Below are 16251 nucleotides of genomic sequence, written 5' to 3'. Positions count from 1 at the left end.
GGGCTGGGGGAGCGCGACCCGCTGAGCGCCCTGGTCGCGCACGGGACGATGCTGCAGGACCTGCTCGGGGTGCCCAGCGCGATCAATGTGCTGTGGACCCTCTCGTACGAGATGGTGTTCTACTTCCTGGTCGCGGCGCTCTTCGCGGTGCGGCTGCACCGGCGCTCGGCGCCGGTGGCCCTGGGCCTGGCCGCGCTCGGCATCGCGGCCGGCGGGGTGCTGCCCGTCGCGGCGCTGACGCGGGGGCTGGGCGGCACCACGGTGATCGCGGCGACCGCGCTCGGGGCGGCCGTCGCGCTGTGCGCCGTGGCCTCGGGGCGGGCGCCGTGGAACCGGGCCGGTGCGCTGCTCGGGGGCGCGCTGGCCGCGGTCCTGCTCCTCTTCAACGGCCGTATCCCGCCCTGGCAGGGGATCGCGCTGCTGTCCCTGATGTTCACCGGGACCGTGCTGTACCGGATGGAGCGCGGGCAGCTCGGCAGGGCCGCCGGGCTGACCGTGGCCGTTACCGTGCTCGCGGCCGGTGTGCTCTCCGCCGCGCTGCACATCGGTTCCCGCCCGGACGCGGTCACCGGCGGCGGCGACCCGGAGTCCGCCGTGCGGATCTGGGCGGTCACGACCGGGCTCGCGCTGCTCACGTTCGGCGCGGCGATGGCCCTGCGGCGGCACCGCGTACCGCGCTGGCTCGCCCACTGCGGCGTGCTCAGCTACTCGCTCTACCTCCTGCACCCGCTCGTCCTGGAGGTGTGCGACCTGGCCGTGCCGTGGCAGCAGCACGACACGCCGCTGCTCATGGCCGCCTACCTCGCCCTGCTGCTGCCGCTGGCCATGCTCGCGTACCGGCTGGTCGAACTGCCGGCCCAGCGCGTGGGACGGGTGCTCACGGGACCGCTGGGCGGCCTCCCGCTGCCCCGGGGCGAGCAGCGCGGGGCACGGCCGGCCGCCCTGGGGTGACGCGTGCGGTGACGCACCGTCGGTTGCGCCGCGCGAGCTGACGCAACGTCAGCGTCCGCGGATCGCCGCGTCCAGATGCACCCGCAGCGCCGCGTTCACCGCGTCGGGCCGCTCGGTCCCCGCCAGATGGGCGGCGCCCGCGACCTCGACGAGGGCCGCGCCGGGCACCCCGTCGGCGATCTCCCGGGCGTGCGCGGGCGGGGTCGCCGGGTCCTGGCGCCCGGCGACGACGAGCGTGCGCGCGGCAACCGACCACAGCTCGGACCGCACGTCGTAGCCGGCCAGCGCGTCGCAGCAGGCCGCGTACCCGGCCCGGTCCGATGCGGCGAGATCGCCCAGCAGGGCGGTGCCGCGCGGGCCCGCCGCCGTACCGGGATCGGCGAACCAGCGCCCCGGCGTCGCCTGCAGCAGTGCCGCCGTACCGTGCTCGCGCACCGAAGCGGCGCGCTCCCGCCAGCCCGCCGGATCGCCGAAGCGGGCCGAGGAGCAGATCATCGCGAGCGAGGCGAGCCGGTCGGGGTGGTGCACGGCCAGGTACGCGCCGATCGCGCCGCCGAGCGAGATCCCGGCGTAGTGGAAGGTGCGCCGGCCGTGGTGATCGGCCATGTCCAGCACGAGCCGGGCGAGGTCCGCGACGGTCGTGCTGCCGGGGGCCGGATCCCGCAGCACGTCGACGGGCGTCCTGCCGTGCCCCGGCAGGTCGAAGCGGAGTACCCGGTGGGTGCGGGTGAGTTCGGCCAGCTGCGGCTCCCAGACGGCGAGCGAGGTGCCGAGGGACGGCCCGAGGATGAGCGGCGGAGCGTCCTCCGGGCCGTCCAGCACATGGTGGGGCAGCGACGTCACGGGCCCTCCTGCGTGTGCGTCGCGAGCAGCCGTACGGACGCGTCCGTACGCGCGACGATCTCCTCCGGCGGGACGCCCGGCGCCGTCTCCACCAGCACGAGACCGTCCTCCGTCACGTCCAGGACGCCGAGGTCGGTGATGATCCGGTGCACGCAGCCCTTGCCGGTCAGCGGCAGTGAGCAGTCCTCGACGATCTTCGGGCTGCCGTCCTTGGCGGTGTGGTCCATGACCACGACCACCCGGCGGGCGCCGTGCACGAGGTCCATCGCGCCGCCCATGCCCTTGACCATCTTCCCCGGGATCATCCAGTTCGCCAGGTCGCCGCGGGCCGAGACCTGCATCGCGCCGAGGATCGCGGTGTCGATGTGACCGCCGCGGATCATCCCGAAGGAGAGCGCGGAGTCGAAGAACGCCGCGCCGGGGAGGACCGTGACCGTCTCCTTGCCCGCGTTGATCAGGTCCGGGTCGACCTCGTCCTCGGTGGGGTACGGGCCGACGCCCAGCAGCCCGTTCTCGGACTGCAGCACCACGTCCACGCCGTCGGGCAGATAGCTGGGCACCAGCGTGGGCAGCCCGATGCCGAGGTTCACATAGTCGCCGTCGCGCAGCTCGCGCGCGGCCCGCGCGGCCATCTCTTCCCTGGTCCAGCCCATCAGGCGCGCACCGTCCTTCGTTCGACCTGCTTGTCCGCCGCCTGAGCGGGCGTCAACTGGACCACTCGCTGGACGAACACGCCCGGCAGCTGCACCTCGTCCGGGTCCAGCGCGCCCGGCTCGACCAGCTCCTCCACCTCCGCGACGGTGACCTTGCCGGCCATCGCCGCGAGCGGGTTGAAGTTGCGTGCCGCCTTGTGGAAGACGAGGTTGCCGTGCCGGTCGCCCTTCGCGGCCCGCACGAGCGCGAAGTCGGTGGTGATCCCGCGCTCCATCACATACGGCACGCCGTCGAACTCGCGTACCTCCTTGGGCGGCGACGCCTTGGCCACCGAGCCGTCCGGTCCGTACCGCAGCGGCATGCCGCCGTCCGCGACGTCCGTACCCACCCCGGCCGGGGTGAAGAACGCCGGGATGCCGCAGCCGCCGGCCCGCAGCCGCTCGGCGAGCGTGCCCTGCGGGGTGAGCTCCAGCTCCAGCTCCCCGGCGAGGTACTGGCGGGCGAACTCCTTGTTGTTGCCGACGTAGGAGCCGGTCACCCGGGCGATCCGGCCGGCGGCGAGCAGGATGCCCAGGCCGCCGCCGTCCACGCCGCAGTTGTTGGAGACCACGCCCAGCCCGCCGGCGCCGTTCTCGTACAGCGCCCGGATCAGCACGTCGGGGACGCCGCTGAGCCCGAAACCGCCGACGGCGAGCGAGGCGCCGTCCCGTACGTCCGCCACCGCTTCAGCGGCGGTGGCCACGACCTTGTCCATGACCGCTCCGTCAGGCGTTGATGTCGGAGGGGTGCACGGCCAGCGGCGTCACCTCTAGGGACATGTACGGGAAGAGCGGCAGGCCCCAGAGGATGTCGTGCAGCTCGTCGTTGGATTCGACGTCGAAGACGCTGAGGTTGGAGTACTGGCCGACGCACCGCCAGATGTGCGGCCACTTCCCGGCCTTCTGGAGCTCCTGCGAGTACGCCTTCTCGCGGGCGATCGTGTCGGCCCGCACCTCGGGGTCCAGGTCCGCGGGGATCGCGACGTCCATCTTCACTGCGAACAGCATGCGGTTCAGCTCCGGTCCATGACGAAGTGGTACGTGACCTCGTTGCCCGCGCCGCTCGCGGCGGGCTTCGGGTCGAGGATCAGCTCGGGCTTCACGGCCGAGGCGATGTCGTCCTCGACGTGGCTGCCGCCCTGGAAGTACAGCTGGGTGGTGATCAGCTGGTGCCCTGCCGCGGACACCTTCAGGTGCAGGTGGGCGGGGCGCCAGGCGTGCCACCCGGCGGCGGCGATCAGCTTGCCGCAGGAGCCGTCGGTGGGGATCTGGTAGGGCGCGGGCTGGATCGTGTGGATCTTGAAGTTGCCCTGATTGTCGGCGATGACGGTGCCGCGCAGGTTCCACTCCGGCAGACCCGGCGCGTACTGCGAGTACAGGCCGTCGTCGTCGGCGTGCCACATCTCCACGTGCGCGCCGGCCAGCGGCTTGCCCTCGACGTCGGTGACCTGCCCCTGGAAGAGGAGCGGGGTGCCCGCCTCGTTCTCGCGCATCGGCAGGGTCGTCTCCGCCTCGTGCTGCGGCGAGTCGGGGACGTAGTAGGGGCCCTCGATGGTGCCCTTGCTGCCCTCGCGGTTCTCGTTCGCGACCTCCTCGACGACGTGCTCGATCCACACGTCGAGGAAGAGCGGCCACTCGCCGTCCTGGCCGACGCCGATCAGCCACGCCTTCAGCGCGTCGTACTCCTCGTAGGTGACCTTGTGGCGGCGGATGACGTCGTGGACCGCCGAAATCACCTCGGTGGCAAGAGTGTTGACGCGCTCCTTGCTGGAGGCGGCCCCGGACCGCTGCTTCTGCCGGAACGCCTCGGTCGCCGAAGCGCCGGACGCGGCGGCGGTGGCCTGAGTGGTGTCGGTCATGGCTCTGCTCCTCTTGTCGTTCAGGTGACTTGTCGTTCAGCTGTCCTGGCGGTACCGGGCCAGCTTTTCCGGGTCCAGTTCGATGCCGAGCCCGGCGCTCTCGCGGACGCGCAGCGTGCCGTCCTCGATCCGCAGCGGCTCGGCCAGCAGGTCGTCGCTCATGTCGAGGAAGTTGGACAGTTCCCCGGCCCGACGGGACGTCAGCTCGTACGCCGATCCGAAGACCGCGGTGCACAACGTGCCGATCTGCCCGTCGATCTGATTGCCCATCACGGCCTCCACGCCCAGCCCCTCGCAGAGGTGGTGCACGCGCTGGGAGTACGTGAAGCCGGTACGGGCCGTCTTGATGCTGATGGCGGTCGCCGAGCCGCCGAGCAGCTCGCGGGTCACCTCGCCGGGGCGGGTGGCGCTCTCGTCCGCGACGAAGGGGATGTCGGTGTGCGAGACCAGCCAGCGGCGGCCCATGACGTCGTCGGCGGGGCACAGCTCCTCGGCGAGCGTCAGGTCCAGGCCGTCCATGGCGCGCAGCGCGCGGGCCGACTCCGACGCGGTCCAGCCGCGGTTGCCGTCGATGTACAGCTCCACCTCGTCGCCCAGTCCCTCGCGCAGCGCCCGGCACGCCTCGACGTCGAGCATGAAGGGGCGGCGGCCGACCTTCACCTTGAAGGTGGTGATGCCGTACGTGTCGCGGACGCGCTGCGCCTCGGCGACCATCTGCTCCGGCGGCGCGAAGCCGACCATGTGCGAGACCCGCATCCGGTCGCCGTAGCCGCCGAGCAGTTCGGTGACCGGGATGCCGAGCGACTGCCCGATGATGTCCCACAGGGCCATGTCCACGGCGGACTTGGCGGCCGGATTGGCCACCGTACGGTTCAGCCGGGCATGGACCGCTTCGCGGGCGGTCGGCGGCAGGCCCAGGATCTGCGGTGCGAAGACCTTCTCGATCACCGCGACGATGGACTCCTGGGTCTCGCCGTAGGTGAAGGGCCTCGGCGGCGCCTCGGCGGTGCCGGTCACTCCCTCGTCCGTGTGGATCCGTACGAGAACGTGCTCGGCGGTGTGCACCTCCCCGCTCGCGAAGCGGAGCGGTTTGGTGTACGGGATGGCGAACGGGATCGCCTCAACTGCGGTGATTTTCATGAGAGTCCTCGATGGGTGCTGCCGCTTCGAACACGTCGTGCGACTCCAGGACGCCGATCAGCGTCTCCAGCAGGGGAGAGGCGTCGTTCTCGCGCCAGGCGAGGGCGAGTCCGACGGTCTCCGCGTCCCGGACGGGCTTGAAGACGACGCCGTCGCGGGAGACCGAGCGGACGGAGTCGGGGAGCAGGGCGATCCCCAGGCCGGCGGCGACGAGCGCCAGCGCGGTCGAGGTCTCGGTGACATCGTGTGCGCAGTGCGGGTAGTAGCCCGCCGCGAGGCAGCTCCTGGTGACCGCGTCATTGACGACGGAGCGGGAGTTGACCGCGTACATGATGAAGTTCTCGTGGCGCAGCTGGGCGACCTCGGCGCTCTCCGCGTCGCTCAGCCAGTGGTCCTCGGGGACCGCCAGGACCAGCGGCTCCCGGGCGACCTCCCGGCAGACGATGCCCTCCTGCCGGACCGGCGGCCGGAGCATGCCCACGTCGAGACGGTTCTCGGTGAGGGCCAGCTCCTGTGCCGGGGTCAGCAGCTCGGTCTGGATCTCCAGCGCCACCCCCGGCATCTCCTCCTTGACCAGCCGGGCGATCTCCGGGAGCTGCCGGTAGCAGGCGGTCCCGGTCAGCCCGAGCCGCAGGATGCCCTCCGCGCCCTTCGCGAAGCGCCGCACGCGGGTGGTGGCCTCGTCGACGGACTGCAGGATGCGCAGCGCGTCGGTACGGAAGACCTCGCCGGCCCCGGTCAGGGCCACCTGGCGGGTGGTGCGGGTGAAGAGCTCGACCCCGAGATCCGCCTCCAGCTGCCGGATCGCCTGGGACAGCGGGGGCTGTGCCATGTGCAGGTTCTCCGCGGCCCGGCCGAAGTGACGGGTCTCGGCGACGGCGACGAAATAGCGCAGGTGGCGCAGTTCCATGAGGGCCTCCTTGGCTTCCTGGCCGCCGGATGCGGCTCATCGTAGGCAGCGGTTCTCAGACGAGAGAAATACTCTTTTCCCGTCGATTGATATGCAAGGAATATGGATGAGGCCCTGGGTGAACCCTGGGGAAATGCCCGGGGTGGCGACTTAACCGCCCTGTCATGGTGCTGAAAAGCGGACGTGAGCCCCAGGACGGGGGCCGTGCACGCAGGTTTGGAGGGACCATGACGCAGACGTCGGCCGGTACCCGGGCGATCCTGGACGACGCCCTGGTGGAGGACGAGGAGAACGGCATCCACCGGGCGCGCCGGAAGATCTTCACGGACGAGGAGATCTTCGAGCTGGAGATGAAGCACATCTTCGAGGGCAACTGGGTGTACCTCGCCCACGAGACGCAGATCCCCGAGGTGGGCGATTACTTCACGACGTACATCGGCCGCCAGCCGGTGGTGCTCTCGCGGAGCAAGGACGGCGAGCTCAACGCCCTGATCAACGCCTGCAGCCACCGCGGCGCGATGCTCTGCCGCCGCAAGACGGACAACCGCACCACCTTCACCTGTCCGTTCCACGGCTGGACCTTCAACAACTCCGGCAAGCTGCTGAAGGTCAAGGACGGTCGCGGCGCCGGCTACCCGGAGCAGTTCAACAAGGACGGCTCGCACGACCTGACGAAGGTCGCCCGCTTCGAGAACTACCGCGGCTTCCTCTTCGGCAGCCTCAACCCGGACGTCCTGCCGCTCACCGAGCACCTCGGCGAGGCCACCAAGATCATCGACATGATCGTGGACCAGTCCCCGGAGGGCCTGGAGGTGCTGCGCGGCTCCTCCACCTACACCTACGACGGAAACTGGAAGGTGCAGGCGGAGAACGGCGCCGACGGCTACCACGTCTCGGCCACCCACTGGAACTACGCGGCCACCACGGCCCGCCGTTCCTCCGGCGAGTCCGCCAACGACACCAAGAACATGGACGCCGGCAGCTGGGCCCGCCAGAAGGGCGGCTACTACTCCTTCGAACACGGCCATCTGCTGCTGTGGACCCGCTGGGAGGACCCGTCCAACCGCTCGCTGAACGAGCGCCGGGACGAGCTGGTCGCGGAGTTCGGCGAGGACAAGGCCAACTGGATGATTGAGTACTCGCGCAATCTGTGCCTGTACCCGAACGTCTATCTGATGGACCAGTTCAGCTCCCAGATCCGGCACTTCCGCCCGATCTCCGTGGACAAGACCGAGGTCACGATCTACTGCATCGCCCCCAAGGGTGAGAGCGCCGAGGCCCGCGCCAACCGCATCCGCCAGTACGAGGACTTCTTCAACGCCACCGGCATGGCCACCCCGGACGACCTGGAGGAGTTCCGCTCCTGCCAGAAGACCTACCTGGCCGAGGCCGCGCCCTGGAACGACCTCAGCCGCGGCGTCGCGCACAGGATCGAGGGCCCGGACGAGGACGCCAAGAAGCTCGGCATCCACCCCATCGCCAGCGGCGCGCGCACCGAGGACGAGACCCTCTACCCGATCCAGCACGGCTACTGGCTGGACACCATGCGCCGCGCGGTCGCGGCGGAGGACGCGACGACCCCGCAGCAGGACCGGTAAGGACGGAGCGAGCCATGACCACCACCACCGATGTCACGGTCGAGGACATCCGCCAGTTCCTCTACCGCGAAGCCCGCTACCTCGACGACCGCGAGTTCGAGAAGTGGCTGGAGTGCTACCACCCGGACGTCGAATTCTGGATGCCGGCCTGGGCGGACGACGACGAGCTGACCCGCGACCCGCAGACCGAGATCTCGCTGATCTACTACGCCAACCGCGGCGGCCTGGAGGACCGGGTCTTCCGCATCCGCACGGACCGCTCCAGCGCCACCAGCCTCCCCGAGCCGCGCACCGGCCATCACATCGCCAATGTGGAGGTCGTCGAGCGCCGCGGCGCCGAGATCGACATCCGCTTCAACTGGCACACGCTGTACTACCGCTACCAGAACATCGACCCGTACTTCGGGACGTCGTTCTACACCATCGACTTCTCGGGCGAGACCCCACTGATCAGGAAGAAGAAGGTCGTTCTGAAGAACGACTGCATTCATCACGTGGTCGACATCTACCACATCTGATCACCCGCCCTTCCCCCCGAAGCGAGTTCACCATGAGCACTTATCAGGTCGCCCTGGCCTTCGAAGACGGCATCACACGGTTCATCACCTGCGGACCGGACGAAACCGTCGCCGACGCCTCGTACAAGGCACGCATCAACATCCCCCTCGACTGCCGCGACGGCGCCTGCGGCACCTGCAAGTCCCTGTGCGAGAGCGGAAGTTACGACGGCGGCGACTACATCGAGGAGGCGCTGACCGACGAGGAGGCCGCGCAGGGGTACGCGCTGCCCTGCCAGATGACCCCGCAGAGCGACCTGGTGCTCCGCATCCCCACCACGTCGGACGCCGCGAAGACGGCCGCCGCCACCTACGGCGCGACCCTGGTCGCACTGGAGAAGCTGTCGGAGACCACCATCGCCTTCACGCTCGAACTCGATGACCGCGACGCGCTGGCCTTCCTTCCCGGCCAGTACGTCAACGTCGCCGTACCCGGCACGGACGTCACCCGGTCGTACTCGTTCAGCAACGGACCCGCCGAGGGGCTGGTCTCCTTCCTCGTCCGCCTCACCGAGGACGGCGCGATGTCGAGCTATCTGCGCGACCGCGCCCAGGTCGGCGACCGGATCGACTTCACCGGCCCGATGGGCAGCTTCTATCTGCGTGAACTCACGCGGCCCGCCTTGCTGCTGGCGGGCGGCACCGGGCTCGCCCCGCTGCTTTCGATGCTGGAGAAGCTGACCGCACAGCCGCCCGGGCACCCCGTCCACCTGGTGTACGGCGTCTCGTCCGAGCGCGATCTGGTCCGCGTGGAGACGCTCGCCGATTACGCCGCGGTGATCCCCGGATTCACCTACGACACCTGCGTGAAGGAGTACGTGACCGAGCGGCTGGAGCCGAAGCACCTTCACGACGGTGACGTGGACGTGTACGTATGCGGGCCGCCGCCCATGGTCGAAGGCGTACGCGACCACCTCCGGCGGCAGGGCGTCACACCCGCCAACTTCCACAACGAGAAGTTCGCTCCCACAGGAGCCGGTGACCTCGTCGGCGCCGCCCGATGAGGCCCTTCCCCGGCCGGTTCGCCGGCAAGAAGGCCGTGGTCACCGGCGCTGCCCAGGGCATCGGCGAGTACGTCGCCCGCCGGCTGGCCGCCGAGGGCGCCGAGGTCGCCCTCGTGGACCGCTCCGAACTGGTCCTGGAGCTGGCCGAAGAGCTCGGCAAGAGCGGCGCCCACGGAGTCACCGCCGATCTGGAGCAGTACGAAGGCGCCGAGCGGGCCGTCACCGAGGCGCACCGTGCGCTCGGCGGCCGGATCGACGTCCTCGTCAACAACGTCGGCGGCACCATCTGGGCCAAGCCCTACGAGCACTACACACCCGAGCAGATCCGGGCCGAGGTGCAGCGCTCGCTCTTCCCGACGCTGTGGACCTGCCACGCGGTGCTCCCGCACCTGATCGCGCAGCGCTCCGGCACCATCGTGAACGTCTCCTCCGTGGCCACCCGCGGCGTCAACCGCGTCCCGTACGCCGCGGCCAAGGGCGGCGTCAACGGCATCACCTCCGCGCTCGCGCTGGAGGCGGCCCCGTACGGCATCCGCGTCGTCGCCACCGCGCCCGGCGGCACCGACGCACCGCCCCGCCGGGTCGCCCGCGGCCCCGCGGCGGCCGACGAGCAGGAACGCGCCTGGTACCAGCAGATCGTCGACCAGACCGTGGAATCCTCGCTGCTCAAGCGGTACGGGACGCTGGAGGAGCAGGCCGCCGCGATCTGCTTCCTGGCCTCCGACGAGGCGTCCTACATCACCGGATCCGTGCTGCCCGTGGCCGGTGGCGACCAGGGCTGAGGGCTGTGCGCGGCCGCTAAGGTGAAAACCGATGGACGATCACAGCGGCGCGAGCCCCCTCCCGGACGGCGCCCGCGAAACGGTCCAGCGGGGCCCCGCGGGCCGAAAGGCCGAGCTGGCAGCGCTGGACCGCCTGCTGGCCGCCGCCCGCGCCGGACACCCCTCGATCGTCCTGGTCGAGGGGGCCTCCGGCATGGGCAAGACCGCCCTGGTCGAGCACTTCTTGCATGAGCACAGCCTGGAAGGGCAGCAGGCGGTGCGCGTCCACCGCGCGAACGGCGTCCGCTGGGAGAACGGCCTGGACCTCGGCGTCGCCGAACAGCTCGCCAAGGCCGCGGGCGCCACGCTCGCACCGGAACTCGACCCGGTGGCCGCGGGCCACCGCCTCCAGGAGATCTGGAACGCGCGACGCGGCCAGGACACCCTGGTCGTCGTCATCGACGACGCGCACTGGGCGGACGCCGCCTCGCTGCAAGCCGTCGCCTCCGCCGTCCGCCGGATGTCCACCGAGCCGGTCCTCGTCATCCTGCTGGCCGCCGACGACCGGCTGGCCCGGCTCCCCGTCGACGTACTGGACTTCCTCGCCGCGTACCGCGACAGCGCGCTGCGCCTGGGCCCGCTCACCCCCGAGGACGTCCAGGGCCTCGCCTGGAGCGCCGCCCGGATCGACCTCTCGCTCGCCGCGGCCCGCATCCTGTGCCGCCACACCCGCGGCAACCCGCTGCACATCACCGACCTGCTGCAGGAGGTACCGCCCGGCATCTGGCGGGACTGGCAGCCGGCCCTGCCCGCGCCCCGGCGGTACGCCTCGGCCGTGCAGCGCCGCCTCGAAGGCTGCGGCGACCGGGCCCGTACCCTCGTCGAGGCATGCGCGGCGCTGGGGGAGTCCGTGCCGTTCGCGGAGGCCGCCGAGCTGTCCGGCGTCGCGGACCCGCTCGCCGCCGTCGACGAGGCATGCGACGCCGGGCTGCTGACCCGCACCGACGGCCCCGGGCTCACCCTCCTCACCTTTCCGCACCCCCTCGTACGGGCCGCCGTGCACGGCGCGCTCGGCCTCGTCGAACGCGGCGACCTGCACCGGCGCGCCGCCGAAACCGTCGAGGACCACGGCCGCCGCCTGATGCACCGGGTCGCCGCGACCCCCGCCGCCGACGCCGAGCTCGCCGACGACCTGGACCGCTTCGCCGCCGACCGGGCCGCCGAAGGCGCCTGGTCCCAGGTGGCCGGCGCGCTGGTCGCCGCCAGCCGGCTCAGCCCGGCCCGCACCACCCGCAGGGACCGGCTGCTGCGCGCCGTGGACGCGCTGGTCGGGGCCGGGGACCGGCCGCAGGCCGAGACCTTCGCCGCCGAGCTGGAGAGCTTCCCGCCCAGCGCCCTTCGCGACTCCGTGCTCGGCTACCTGGCGATCACCCGCGGCCGCCCCGAAGAGGCCGAGGTGTATCTGACGCACGCCTGGGAACGCTGCGACCCGGTCCGCCGCCCCGAGCTCGCCGCCGCCATCTGCCAGCGCCGGGTCCTGCACTCGCTCGGCCGCGTGCACCCCGCCGAACTCGTCCACTGGGCGCGCAAGGCCGTCGACCTGGTCGGCCCGATGGAGCCCTCGGCCGTCGAGTCCGAGGCCATCCTCGGCCTCGGGCTGGCCGCCATGGGCCGCCCCGAGGAGGCCGCGCACGCCTACGACGACGTCCTCGCGCGGATCTCCAGCGGCGCCCAGTCCCAGCGCGTGCAGATGGGCCGCGGCTGGATGGACCTGGCCCTGGACGACCCGGAGGCCGCCCGGCGCGAACTGGAGGGCGCCGTGCCGACCGGCATCCGCGGCGGCTCGCTGCGCATCTCCCTGTGGGCGCAGGCATGGCTCGCCCGTACCCAGTTCGCGCTCGGCGCCTGGTCCGACGCGCTGCGGACCGCCGACCGGGCCACCGCGCAGGTCGCCGAGGCCCGCATGGAGCTGCTGCGCCCCCTCGTGCACTGGACCGGCGCCCAGATTCACGCGCTGCGCGGCAACTGGCCCACCGCCTACCACCACGCCCGGCAGGCCACCGCCGACATGCAGCACTACGAGGCGATGGTGGTGCCCGCCTGCCTGGCCCGCGCCCAGGTCGCCGAGGCCCGCGGCCAGTACGAACGGGTCACCGCGGCCCTGGAGCCCGTCCTGCGGCTGCGGCACCGCGAGGGCATCGACGAGCCCGGCTTCTGGCCCTGGCAGGACGTCTACGCCAACGCGCTGGTGATGACCAACCGGGTGCCCGAGGCCGATGCCTTCCTGCGGCCCTTCGAGGAGCTGGCCGCCGACCGCGGCCACCGCTCCACGATGGCCAGGCTCGGCTACGTACGCGGCCGGATCGCCGGCACCGAGGGCGACCTCGACGCGGCGCGCGCCCACTTCGAAGGCGCGCTGGCCCACCTGGAACATCTGCCGCTGCCGTACGACCGGGCGCGGGTGAGCTACGCGTACGGGCAGACGCTGCGCCGCGCGGGCAAGCGCAAGGAGGCGGACGCGCTGCTGCAGAACGCCCGGGACGCGTACGTACTGCTGGGCGCGCGCACGTATGTCGAGCGCTGCGAGCGGGAGCTCCAGGCGGGCGGGCTGAAAAGGGGCGGCACGGAGGGCACGGAGGACTTCTCCCGGCTCACCGCACAGGAGCGGGCGGTGGCCCGGCTGGTCGCGCGCGGGATGAGCAATGGGCAGGTCGCGTCGGAGCTGTTCCTGTCGGTGAAGACCGTGCAGTACCACCTCACGCATGTGTACGCGAAGGTCGGGGTGCGGTCGCGGGGAGAGCTCGCGGCGGTGTTCCGCGACTCCTGACCCGTAGACAGTATTCGTACAAAAATTCGAACACAGCGTACGCTGAATGCATGGCCACGCATCTGCAGAGCTCGCTCTTCGCCGCGGCCGACGAGATCGGACTCGGCCCGCTGGACGGCATCGCACGCACAGACCTCGGGCTCGGTGCCTGGATCGACGTCCTGCCCGGCTGGCTGACCGGCGCCGACGCGGTCTTCGACCAGCTCGTCGGCGCCGTCCCCTGGCACGCCGAGCGCCGGCAGATGTACGAGCGCGTCGTCGACGTACCCCGGCTGCTGTGCCACTACGGCGAGGACGAGGACCTGCCGCACCCGGTGCTCGCCGAGGCCAGAGACGCACTCAGCGCCCACTACGCCGCCGAGCTCGGCGAGCCGTTCCGCACGGCCGGACTCTGCTACTACCGCGACGGCGAGGACAGCGTCGCCTGGCACGGCGACCGCATCGGCCGCGGCCGCAGCCAGGACACCATGGTCGCCATTCTCTCCGTCGGCGAGCCCAGAGCCCTGGTCCTGCGGCCCCGGGACGGCGGCGGGGCCACCGTCCGCCGCCCCCTCGGGCACGGCGACCTGATCGTCATGGGCGGCTCCTGCCAGCGCACGTGGGACCACGCCATCCCCAAGACGGCCCGCCCGGTCGGCCCCCGCATCAGCGTCCAGTTCCGCCCCCGCGGCGTGCGCTGAGGGCTCCGCACACATACTCGGACCGCATCTTGTGGTCCCGCCCCACATCGGTACCACTCCACGCGCTGCCTAAGGTGGCGCCCATGAGCGCCCCCTCCACACCAGGTACCGACGACACCGGCCCCGACCTCGGAGGCCGCACCGCACTCGTCACCGGCGCGGCCAGTGGCATCGGCGCCGCCTGCGCGCTGCGGCTGGCCGCCGCCGGCGCCACCGTCCGCGCGCTCGACCGGGACGCCGACGGGCTCGCCCGGCTCGCGAAGCAGGCGGCGGACCTGCCCGGCACGCTCCAGCAGATCACCCTCGACCTCACCGACCTCGACGCCGCCGAGGAAGCCGCCGCCGGCGCCGACATCCTCGTCAACAACGCGGGAATCCAGCTCGTCCGCCCCATCGAGGAATTCCCGCCCGACGTCTTCGCGACCGTACTGAAGGTCATGCTGGAGGCACCCTTCCGCCTGGTCCGCGGCGCCCTGCCGCACATGTACGCACAGGGCTGGGGCCGCATCGTCAACATCTCCTCCGTCCACGGCCTGCGCGCCTCGCCCTACAAGTCCGCCTACGTCGCCGCCAAGCACGGCCTGGAGGGCCTCTCCAAGGTCGCCGCCCTGGAAGGCGCCGAGCACGGGGTCACCTCCAACTGCGTCAACCCCGGCTACGTCCGCACCCCGCTCGTCGAAAAGCAGCTCGCCGACCAGGCCGAGGCGCACGGCATCCCCGCCGAGCGCGTGCTCACCGAGGTCCTGCTCGCCGACTCCGCAGTGAAGCGGCTGGTCGAGCCGGCCGAGGTCGCCGACGCCGTCGCCTACCTCTGCAGCCCCCAGGCATCGTTCATCACCGGCACCTCGCTGGCCATGGACGGCGGATGGACGGCGCACTGACCTCCGGGGACGCCGCCCCCGGCGCTGGCGCACTGCGGCGTACCGGAGGTATCCCTAGGTCCATGCCACCTCAGCAGCCCGCCGAGCCGTCCGCCGAACCGGCCGAGACCCCCTTCCTCGACCTGCTCGCCACCGGCGCGCCCGCCGAGGACTTCGAACGCGCGGTACTGCGCGCCCGCGCCGCCGGCGCCTCCGCCGAGCGGCTGGCCGCCCTGGAGCACGCCAAGCTGCTCGCGCTGCGCGTCCGAACCGAGCTGGAGGGCCGGCGGCGCCGCGAGGCCGAGCTGTCCGCCCTGTACGAGACCGCGCACGACCTGGCCGGACTGCGCGACCTGGACGCCGTACTTCGGGCCATCGTCCAGCGGGCCCGCTCCCTCCTCGGCACCGAGACCGCCTACATGACCCTCAACGACCCCGTCGAGGGCGACACCTACATGCGGGTCACCGACGGCTCGGTCTCCGCACGCTTCCAGCAGCTGCGGCTGGGCATGGGGGAGGGGCTGGGCGGCCTGGTCGCGCAGACCGCCCGCCCCTACGTCACCGACAGCTACTTCGACGACCCGCGCTTCCAGCACACCCGGGCGATCGACACCGGCGTACGGGACGAGGGGCTGGTCGCCATCCTCGGCGTGCCGCTCAAGCTCGGCAGCGGCGTCATCGGCGTACTCTTCGCCGCCGACCGCCGCGTCCGCGTCTTCGACCACGCCGAGATCGCCCTGCTCTCCGCGCACGCCGCCCACGCGGCCGTCGCCATCGACACCGCCAACCTGCTCGCCGAGACCCGCAAGGCGATGACCGAGCTGGAGGCCGCCAACGAGATCATCCGCGACCGCAGCGGCGTCATCGAGCGCGCGTCGGAGGTCCACGACCGGCTCGCCGAACTGGTACTGCGCGGCGGCGGCGTACAGGACGTCGCCGCGGCCGTCGCCGAAGTGCTCGACGGCACCGTGGAGTTCACCGACGCCGAGCGGGTACCGGCCGAGGCCCTGGACCGCTCCCGCGCCGACGGCCACGCCGTGCGCCACGGCGACGACTGGGTCGCCGCCGTCCGCTCCGGCAGCGAGGTGCTCGGCGCGCTCGTACTGCGCGGCCACCCCCGCCTCGACCCCGTCGACCAGCGCACCCTGGAACGCGCCGCCATGGTCACCTCCCTGCTGCTGCTCGCCCACCGCACCGCGGGCGAGGCCGAGCAGCGGGTACGCGGCGAACTCCTCGACGACCTGCTGGAAGCCCCGGACCGCGACCCGCGGCTGCTCCGCGAGCGCGCGGCGCGGGTCGCCGCCGACCTGGACGTACCGCATGTGGTGCTCGCGGCGCGCATCGAGGATCCGGTCCCGGCGGACGATGCCGCTCGCCCCGGTGGCCCCGAAGGCGCCGGGGCCACCGCCCGGCAGCGTCTGTGGTCAGCGGCCTCCCACCTGGCCGCGACCCGGCACGGCCTGGCCGCGGCCCGGGACGCGGGCGTGGTCCTGCTGCTGCCGCTGGACAGGGGCGGCGATGCGGGCGGCAACCAGGGCGGCGGCGACCAGGGCGGCGGCGAGCCGGGCG

At 72.0% G+C, this 16251-nt stretch carries 16 protein-coding genes; 9 read left to right on the top strand and 7 right to left on the bottom strand.

Going from position 1 to position 16251, the window contains the following annotated elements; genetic code table 11:
• Positions 1-951: acyltransferase family protein (locus CCS38_RS08045; RefSeq protein WP_223732502.1), on the top strand; the 951-nt coding region annotated here is incomplete at its 5' end.
• A gap of 48 nt (positions 952-999) precedes the next feature.
• Here CCS38_RS08045 and CCS38_RS08040 read toward each other — a convergent pair.
• From CCS38_RS08040 to CCS38_RS08010, 7 genes are read right to left on the bottom strand one after another with little or no spacing between them, the layout of a single operon-like run.
• Entirely contained in the window at positions 1000-1794 is a 795-nt protein-coding gene (locus CCS38_RS08040) for an alpha/beta fold hydrolase (protein ID WP_223732501.1), read from the bottom strand.
• Positions 1791-2447 (bottom strand): CoA transferase subunit B, encoded by a 657-nt coding sequence (locus tag CCS38_RS08035; protein WP_223732500.1) that lies wholly within the window; start codon positions 2445-2447, stop codon positions 1791-1793. Before CCS38_RS08035 ends, CCS38_RS08040 begins: the two co-directional genes overlap by 4 nt.
• The gene (locus CCS38_RS08030) at positions 2447-3202 is read right to left on the bottom strand and encodes a CoA transferase subunit A (RefSeq protein WP_223732499.1); all 756 of its coding nucleotides are present in this window, start codon (positions 3200-3202) and stop codon (positions 2447-2449) included. The genes CCS38_RS08035 and CCS38_RS08030 overlap by 1 nt, the downstream gene beginning before the upstream one ends.
• 10 nt (positions 3203-3212) lie before the next feature.
• A complete protein-coding gene (catC, locus tag CCS38_RS08025) occupies positions 3213-3494 on the bottom strand; it encodes a muconolactone Delta-isomerase (RefSeq protein ID WP_223732498.1) in 282 nt (93 codons plus the stop codon).
• Positions 3495-3499: 5 nt separating this feature from the next.
• A complete protein-coding gene (gene catA, locus CCS38_RS08020) occupies positions 3500-4345 on the bottom strand; it encodes a catechol 1,2-dioxygenase (protein WP_223732497.1) in 846 nt (281 codons plus the stop codon).
• 36 nt (positions 4346-4381) lie between these two features.
• Positions 4382-5485: a mandelate racemase/muconate lactonizing enzyme family protein gene (locus CCS38_RS08015; protein WP_223732496.1), complete on the bottom strand. Its 1104-nt coding sequence runs from the start codon at positions 5483-5485 to the stop codon at positions 4382-4384.
• Positions 5466-6395: a LysR substrate-binding domain-containing protein gene (locus CCS38_RS08010; protein ID WP_223732495.1), complete on the bottom strand. Its 930-nt coding sequence runs from the start codon at positions 6393-6395 to the stop codon at positions 5466-5468. Before CCS38_RS08010 ends, CCS38_RS08015 begins: the two co-directional genes overlap by 20 nt.
• Before the next feature lie 227 nt (positions 6396-6622).
• Here CCS38_RS08010 and benA point away from each other — a divergent pair, with 227 nt between their 5' ends.
• From benA to CCS38_RS07970, 8 genes are all read left to right on the top strand, one after another.
• Positions 6623-7993, top strand: a complete 1371-nt coding sequence (benA, locus tag CCS38_RS08005; RefSeq protein WP_223732494.1) for a benzoate 1,2-dioxygenase large subunit — start codon at positions 6623-6625, stop codon at positions 7991-7993.
• A 14-nt stretch (positions 7994-8007) separates the two neighbouring features.
• Positions 8008-8511 carry a benzoate 1,2-dioxygenase small subunit gene (gene benB / locus CCS38_RS08000; RefSeq protein ID WP_223732493.1) on the top strand — a complete coding sequence of 168 codons (504 nt, stop codon included), beginning with the start codon at positions 8008-8010 and terminating at the stop codon, positions 8509-8511.
• Positions 8512-8543: 32 nt separating this feature from the next.
• Positions 8544-9554, top strand: coding sequence for a benzoate 1,2-dioxygenase electron transfer component BenC (gene benC, locus CCS38_RS07995; RefSeq protein ID WP_223732492.1), 1011 nt, complete (start codon positions 8544-8546; stop codon positions 9552-9554).
• Positions 9551-10336 (top strand): 1,6-dihydroxycyclohexa-2,4-diene-1-carboxylate dehydrogenase, encoded by a 786-nt coding sequence (locus CCS38_RS07990; RefSeq protein ID WP_223732491.1) that lies wholly within the window; start codon positions 9551-9553, stop codon positions 10334-10336. Before benC ends, CCS38_RS07990 begins: the two co-directional genes overlap by 4 nt.
• Positions 10337-10367: 31 nt before the next feature.
• The gene (locus CCS38_RS07985) at positions 10368-13142 is read left to right on the top strand and encodes a helix-turn-helix transcriptional regulator (RefSeq protein WP_223732490.1); all 2775 of its coding nucleotides are present in this window, start codon (positions 10368-10370) and stop codon (positions 13140-13142) included.
• Positions 13143-13192: 50 nt separating this feature from the next.
• Complete coding sequence (locus CCS38_RS07980) at positions 13193-13822, top strand: alpha-ketoglutarate-dependent dioxygenase AlkB (RefSeq protein ID WP_223732489.1); 630 nt, start codon at positions 13193-13195, stop codon at positions 13820-13822.
• A gap of 83 nt (positions 13823-13905) precedes the next feature.
• Positions 13906-14703 carry a 3-hydroxybutyrate dehydrogenase gene (locus tag CCS38_RS07975; RefSeq protein WP_223732488.1) on the top strand — a complete coding sequence of 266 codons (798 nt, stop codon included), beginning with the start codon at positions 13906-13908 and terminating at the stop codon, positions 14701-14703.
• A gap of 62 nt (positions 14704-14765) precedes the next feature.
• A partial coding sequence (locus tag CCS38_RS07970) for a GAF domain-containing protein (RefSeq protein ID WP_223732487.1) occupies positions 14766-16251 on the top strand: 1486 nt, incomplete at its 3' end.

It is taken from the genome of Streptomyces purpurogeneiscleroticus, assembly GCF_020024005.1.
Taxonomy (GTDB): Bacteria; Actinomycetota; Actinomycetes; order Streptomycetales; family Streptomycetaceae; genus Streptomyces; species Streptomyces purpurogeneiscleroticus.
Note: the sequence above shows the minus strand (reverse complement) of the source record. Positions and strands in the feature narration are given on the sequence as shown.